Source organism: Mycobacterium sp. shizuoka-1, assembly GCF_002723835.1.
In the GTDB taxonomy this organism is placed as follows: domain Bacteria; phylum Actinomycetota; class Actinomycetes; order Mycobacteriales; family Mycobacteriaceae; genus Mycobacterium.
This window is the reverse complement of record NZ_BEWG01000083.1, coordinates 1-2947: the sequence shown is the minus strand read 5'-3', so window position 1 is coordinate 2947 and position 2947 is coordinate 1. Positions and strand designations below refer to the sequence as shown.

Below are 2947 nucleotides of genomic sequence, written 5' to 3'. Positions count from 1 at the left end.
ACGATCTTCAGGACTGATCACCAGTGCAGATGACGGCATACACCATCATCTCACACTGTAAACTAATTAATGACGCACGACACTAGTCGGCAAGTCTGCACCGCCACGTGACCCAAAGTGGGCGATCGACCGGCACTCGGACGCTTGACATCACGCCGGCGCCGTTTCACGTGCACACGAACGTTAGGGTCGCAAATCCTGTGGTTATGCTGTCGCTTGCCTGCGGGCAACGCGGGTGGGGAGATCGGGGGATTTCATGACGCTGCCGGCGCCGGGGTGGTATCCGGACCCGAGCGGAGTACCAGGACAGCGGTATTGGGACGGTGCCACTTGGGGGCCCGTCGCCCCAGGGGCGACCCCGCCGCCAAGGCAACGCAAGGTATGGCCCTGGGTGGTCATCGGTGTGATCGTCTTGCTGTTCGGCGGATGTGTCTCGACGTGCGCCTCCATCGCGAGCAACAACGACAAGGACGGAAGGGCCTCGTCCGCGTCCAGTTCTGGCGGCACTTCCAGAACTGTCGAATTCCCCTCGCAGACGACGTCCAAGAGGATGTTCACCCCGGCCCAGGACAATGCAATCGCGAAGGCAGAGAGCTACCTGAGTCACAGCGCGTACTCGAAACAAGGTCTGATCGAGCAACTGGAGTATGAGCAGTTCACCGCCGCAGATGCCGCCTTTGCCGTCGAGCACATCGAGGCAATCGGCGGTGTCAATTGGAACGAGCAGGCGGTCAAAAAGGGGAAGAGCTACCTAAGTCATAGCGCGTACTCCAAGCAAGGACTGATCGAGCAATTGGAGTACGAAGGCTTCACTCCCAGTGAGGCTCAATACGGCGCCACCATGGCGTACGGCGGCTGACGACAGCCAAGTGGCGCGGCAGGGGATGCCTAGAAGCGGAGGCAGATTGCCGCCAGCTGCGAAAAATTGGGCCGCTGACGCCAACCAAGACGAGGTGTGGCAGCCTGTCGGTGACCATTATTGACGTCCACGTAAAATATACCGCGGCAAGGATCTCACGGGGAGGGTGAAAAACAAATGCGCATGTCGAGAGTGTTGGCGCTAACAGTGGCTGGCCTGATGCTGTCTGGGTGTGGATCCGGGCAGCAGTCGCCGGCGGCGTCGACCGTGATCAAGACCAGTGTTGAGACACAGACGGTTACGGCGACAGCGTCCGCTGCCGCCCCTGCTGCACCCCCTGCCGTCGCGGCGCCCTCGGAGCCGTCGTCGTGGGTCATGCCGAACTTGATCGGACGAAATCTTCAAGCCGCACAAGACGCCATCCAGGCGCTGACGGGGAATCCCGCGTTCTTCTCCAGCTCGACCGACTTGACCGGTGCGGGTCGAATGCAGGTGTTGGACCGAAACTGGCAGGTGTGCAGTTCCACGCCGCCGCCTGGTGCGACCTTCACATCAGACACCGCGGTCGACTTCGGGGTAGTGAAGATCGATGCCGAAACGTGCCCGTGAGCTGATTACTCCGGGTCGCCTGAAAGGACCAACGAATTGGGCACCTCTGCGGCGACCGCTAAGGCCCTAGCGTTCGGGCTTGTCGGGGCTGTCGCCGTAAGTCTCGGAATCGGGGTGGCCGCCCAAGCCTCGGCCACCCCAATCCAGAAAGACTGCTGCGAAAGCGAGTTCGACTGGGCTGCACCGTACGCCGACGCCTTGAGAATTCATGGACTAGAGAACTTGATCTCCACGATGGGAATCGGCTCAGCGCTCGCCATGGAAGACGCGTGCGGCTTGGTACCTGCAATAGGCCCGGTAGCCACTGTCGAGAAGCTGGCGCGGGACTACAACATCAGCCCAGGCTCGGCGGGCAAGCTTCTCGTAGCTGCCGCCGATGTCTGTCCGAACATAGGCCCATTGCTCGGGTAGCCGACCAACCTCAGCAGCCGGGGCATTTCGGGTAGAGGCTGCCGTGTTTCCAAACCGGGCAGAGTCTCTGGCTGACCGGCATCGGCGTTCCCTCTAACTAACCGGGCCTGCAGGACGTCGCTCGGTATACCAGGACGTCGCTCGGTATACGTGGTGTCGCCCGTGGGCGTCCGGACGGTACTTGAGCACCCGACGGTGGAACCATCTATCGAGCGCCGTACTCGGCGAGGATCCAGCGCGAGCGCGACCGCACCCGACATCTTCGCCTCCCGTCCTGCTGCGTCTGCCTAGACTTACCGCCATGGCGCGTCTGCAGCTCACCCAGGATCCCGCGTCCGACGACCTGTTGTCCGAGGATCCGTTCGCCTTGCTGACCGGAATGCTGCTGGATCAGCAGATCCCGATGGAGACGGCGTTCGCCGGGCCGCGCAAGATCGCCGAGCGGATCGGCGGCATCGATCCCCGCCTGGTGGCCGACTACGACCCGGAGCAGTTCACCGAGAAATTCTCGGAAACCCCTGCCGTCCACCGCTTTCCGGGATCGATGGCCAAGCGTGTGCAGGACCTCGCCCGCGAGATCGTCGACCGCTACAACGGCGACACCGCCCAGCTGTGGCTCGACGGCGACCCCGACGGCGCCGAGGTCCTGCGCCGGCTCAAGGCACTGCCGGGCTTCGGTGAGCAGAAGGCCAAGATCTTCCTGGCCCTGCTCGGCAAGCAGTACGGCGTCACGCCGAAGGGCTGGCGCGAGGCGGCCGGTGACTACGGCAAGGCCGGCACCCACATGTCGATCGCCGATGTGGTCGACAAGGGGTCGCTGGACGAAGTGCGGGCGTACAAGAAGAAGATGAAGGCAGCAGCCAAAAAATAGGAGGCACCGTGAAGACGCATATCAACTGCCCGTGTGGCGAGGCGATCAGCGCTAAGGACGAGGACGAGCTGGTTGACCTGACCAAGCAGCACCTGGCCGCGGCGCACCCCGGCATGGACTACGGCCGCGACGAGATCCTCTTCATGGCCTACTAGGCCATCAGCGTTGAGTGAGCGTCCAGGCCGACGATTCGCCCG

General features: G+C 62.7%; 4 protein-coding genes and 1 pseudogene. All 5 read left to right on the top strand.

Going from position 1 to position 2947, the window contains the following annotated elements:
- Positions 1-256: 256 nt before the first annotated feature.
- Positions 257-355, top strand: a pseudogene (locus MSZK_RS33185) (DUF2510 domain-containing protein); the annotation flags it as partial.
- 36 nt (positions 356-391) lie between these two features.
- Positions 392-859: an Ltp family lipoprotein gene (locus MSZK_RS22890; RefSeq protein ID WP_233211464.1), complete on the top strand. Its 468-nt coding sequence runs from the start codon at positions 392-394 to the stop codon at positions 857-859.
- A 645-nt stretch (positions 860-1504) separates the two neighbouring features.
- The gene (locus tag MSZK_RS22880; RefSeq protein ID WP_099250847.1) at positions 1505-1879 is read left to right on the top strand and encodes a hypothetical protein; all 375 of its coding nucleotides are present in this window, start codon (positions 1505-1507) and stop codon (positions 1877-1879) included.
- 301 nt (positions 1880-2180) lie between these two features.
- Positions 2181-2750 (top strand): HhH-GPD-type base excision DNA repair protein, encoded by a 570-nt coding sequence (locus MSZK_RS22875; protein ID WP_099250846.1) that lies wholly within the window; start codon positions 2181-2183, stop codon positions 2748-2750.
- Positions 2751-2758: 8 nt separating this feature from the next.
- Complete coding sequence (locus tag MSZK_RS22870) at positions 2759-2905, top strand: hypothetical protein (RefSeq protein ID WP_005147085.1); 147 nt, start codon at positions 2759-2761, stop codon at positions 2903-2905.
- The last annotated feature ends 42 nt before the right edge of the window (positions 2906-2947 follow it).

Bases quoted from the DNA above. Each gene is read 5' to 3' on its own strand.
- MSZK_RS22875 (WP_099250846.1), top strand. From the start codon at position 2,181: ATGGCGCGTCTGCAGCTCACCCAGGATCCCGCGTCCGACGACCTGTTG.